Origin of the sequence: Mycobacterium sp. (assembly GCF_052144515.1) — a bacterium.
Classification (GTDB): Bacteria; Actinomycetota; Actinomycetes; order Mycobacteriales; family Mycobacteriaceae; genus Mycobacterium.
Map to the genome: position 1 here is coordinate 1 of NZ_JBKQQD010000272.1, position 2,758 is coordinate 2,758.

The following is a 2,758-nucleotide window of genomic DNA, read 5'->3' on the forward strand; positions in this document are numbered from 1 at the left end:
CCCTGCTGCGCCACCACCCGCACATCCGGCCGATACGCCCGCGCGGTGATCACCGTGACATCGGTCGAGTTGCCGTCGACGAGAATGATCTCATCCACGTCATCGGCGACCTGCTCAAGCACCGAGGCGATATTGCGCGCCTCGTTCCGCACCGGAATCACCAGGCTGACAGTCGGATTTGCGATGGTCGATGTTCTCGGGCGAGAGCGAGAGAGCAGAGCGAGCGGATGTTCGGTGGTGCCCGTGGATTCTGCCGGCTGCACCGCCGACACGCCGTATCCCAATTCGGTTGAGTTTGAGGGTGAAACGCTGGTCATGTTTCGGCTCCCGACCTGTAGGTGAAGTGCTGCGCGACTCGTAGCCTGAATGGGAAGAACGTTGTTATTAAGGTGCGACTCGAACACGTGTTGGTCGCCTGTCGGTCGTCCGGAAACCTCGATAAGGTTGGTTCGGCGTCGAGGAAACCTGTTGTGGCGCTAGGCCGACCGTCGCCGACCGGCCCTGACGACCGTTGGTCCAGCCGCGGTGCGCACCGCGGCCCGCCGCGGCGTGGCCGGTTATAGACGCCGGTTCCGATCAATTTTGCCGACGCTCTGCCTGCCTCTGCTATGGGGTGAGATCCAGTTGGATGGCTCATCGTGTTAACCGCCGTCTGCCCAGGTCCCATGTCGCTCCTAGTGAAAGCAGGTCGACCCGGAGGCGGGCCGCGATTGCGGTGGCGCCTGAGTGCGACCGTATGCATATACCGGTAATACACCTGAGTGCGTACCTTACATACTAATTGGCCTCTAGTAAAGCGATTATCACACTTTTAGTACCTGCCTGATGACAAAGCATGCATGCGGCCGGGATAACGCGGCTAATAGCAGACTGAGGGCCAGGAAGACGGACACAGCGCCGCCCCTAGGCGCAGGTCAGCTCGCGTGCCGCGCCCAGCAAGCAGCCACGACCACCAGCACGAGCCGCGGCACCGGGTCGCGCCGCCGCGGCCCCGGAGCTACGCCGACCCGTCACTGCACTCGCCGACCACGCAGCGCACACCCAGTGGGTCCCCGTCCCCCGCGCGAGGAAATGATCTCGTCGAGGGCTCGGCGGAGGTCCTCAGGTTGCGGGTCGGCGGTGAGGACCCGTTGTCCGGCGCGGACTCATCCGCCGGCGCTATGCGTGTGCCGGCCCGGGGAGGGCCAAAGAGACCACATTGCCAGGTATGCCAGCCCGAAGAAGGCCCCAACCGCGAGCGCCACACCGGTCGGCTGGACGTAGGCGAGCGGCGAACGCACCCAATCGAGCGTCGTCGCCACTACCGCGCCCGGCTGCGTCACCAAATCCCACGAGTTCCACCGCTGGAACCGCCCGATCACCACACCTATCGCGCATAGGCCGACCGACACGATTACCGCGATCCACCCGGTCACCGCACCGAACTCGCGCTCGATCCGCTGGCAGACCAGATGCATCGACACCACCCCGAGTGTGACGCCGGTCCAGGCCGCGACCCCGTATTGCATGACGTGCCGCCACAATTCGAGGCCGCTGCCCAGGTGCACCAAGTCGGTCACCAGATACGGAGCATTGGGCACGAACGCCAGCCACCCCAGCCCCAGTGGAATCAACCAGATCCGTCGGCGCACCATGGCGAAACCCGCCGCAAAGAACATCGGGATACATGCCAACACGAGATTCCACACGAAGAAGCGGGTCGGGTAGGCCAGTGGCGGAGCCGGATCGGTGACGCCTAGCAGCAGCGCCAGCCCGGTGGCGGCTACCAGCGACACAATCAAGACCACACGGCGGGAATAGGTCATGAGTGCAGTTTGCCCGCCGGGTGCAGCGGCCCAGAAGGACGACAAAGCAGGACATCAGCCAGGGCGCGACGCGGCAAGGGCATCATCGACAACCGTTCTGAGCTGCTGTGAGTGTCAATCCCGTTTGCATCATGCGGCGCCCGCTGCCGGGCATCGGGGTCGGCCTTCGTGCGGCACGACCGGCGAGGATGTGCAGCATGGGCGGAGCCTATTAAAGTAAAGCAAGTCATCGAGTCGGTCCGACTACCGGAGTGGCGGCGGGCCATTGCGACGACGATACTGCGCACGAGCCGGATACAAGATCGCAACCACTCGCCGAATCCCCGGACCCCCATGATGCCGCCGCTCCACCCGTCGATCACCCTCGATGCCAGCACCGTCGCGCGAGTAGTCCTGCGACCCCCCACCCTGCGTTCGACGTGGAGGGCACAGGATCTCCGGGTTGTGGTCACGACTGACATGTGCTCCTCCAACGAAAACAGGCCAACCCGGAAGCGGACCACGGTTACCGCCGTCCCCGGCCGCCAGCCGTTTGTAGGTGCCGACGGCGCACCGGCATGGACGGTGTGCATACTAATAGTCATAATATGACCGTATTATGATGACTTGTAGTCATCGACTAGTGTCCAAAGCATAGATGGACTAGGAACATTAAGCTGAAAACCGACCGCGGACCAGCGGAATGACTTCGAGGGACACTGCGCCGCCCCCGGGCGGGTCAGCACGCTCCGCGGGTCACCGTCCTCCATCATCGAGAGGACTGACTCGGCGGCAGAACTACCTTGGCGCGAGGCGACCGCGCCGCTGCGCGGCGACCGCGACCACCCAGGCGGGGCGATGACCGAGGCCAGCGAACAACCAACCGGCAGCACACGCCAACGACTCGTCGCCGCCGCATCACACCAGTTCGCCCACCGCGCCTACAGCACGGTCAGCCTCGATGACATCCTGGC

The 2,758-nt window shown here is 64.2% G+C and carries 2 protein-coding genes; both read right to left on the reverse strand.

Translation table 11 applies throughout. The features are described from left to right. Nucleotides 1-317 (reverse strand): glycosyltransferase (locus tag ACLP9N_RS17915; protein ID WP_442408680.1); only part of this gene is annotated, 317 nt, incomplete at its 3' end. An 828-nt stretch (nt 318-1,145) separates the two neighbouring features. After that, nucleotides 1,146-1,805, reverse strand: a complete 660-nt coding sequence (locus ACLP9N_RS17920) for a DUF1361 domain-containing protein (protein WP_442408681.1) — start codon at nt 1,803-1,805, stop codon at nt 1,146-1,148. Between the last annotated feature and the right edge of the window lie 953 nt (nt 1,806-2,758).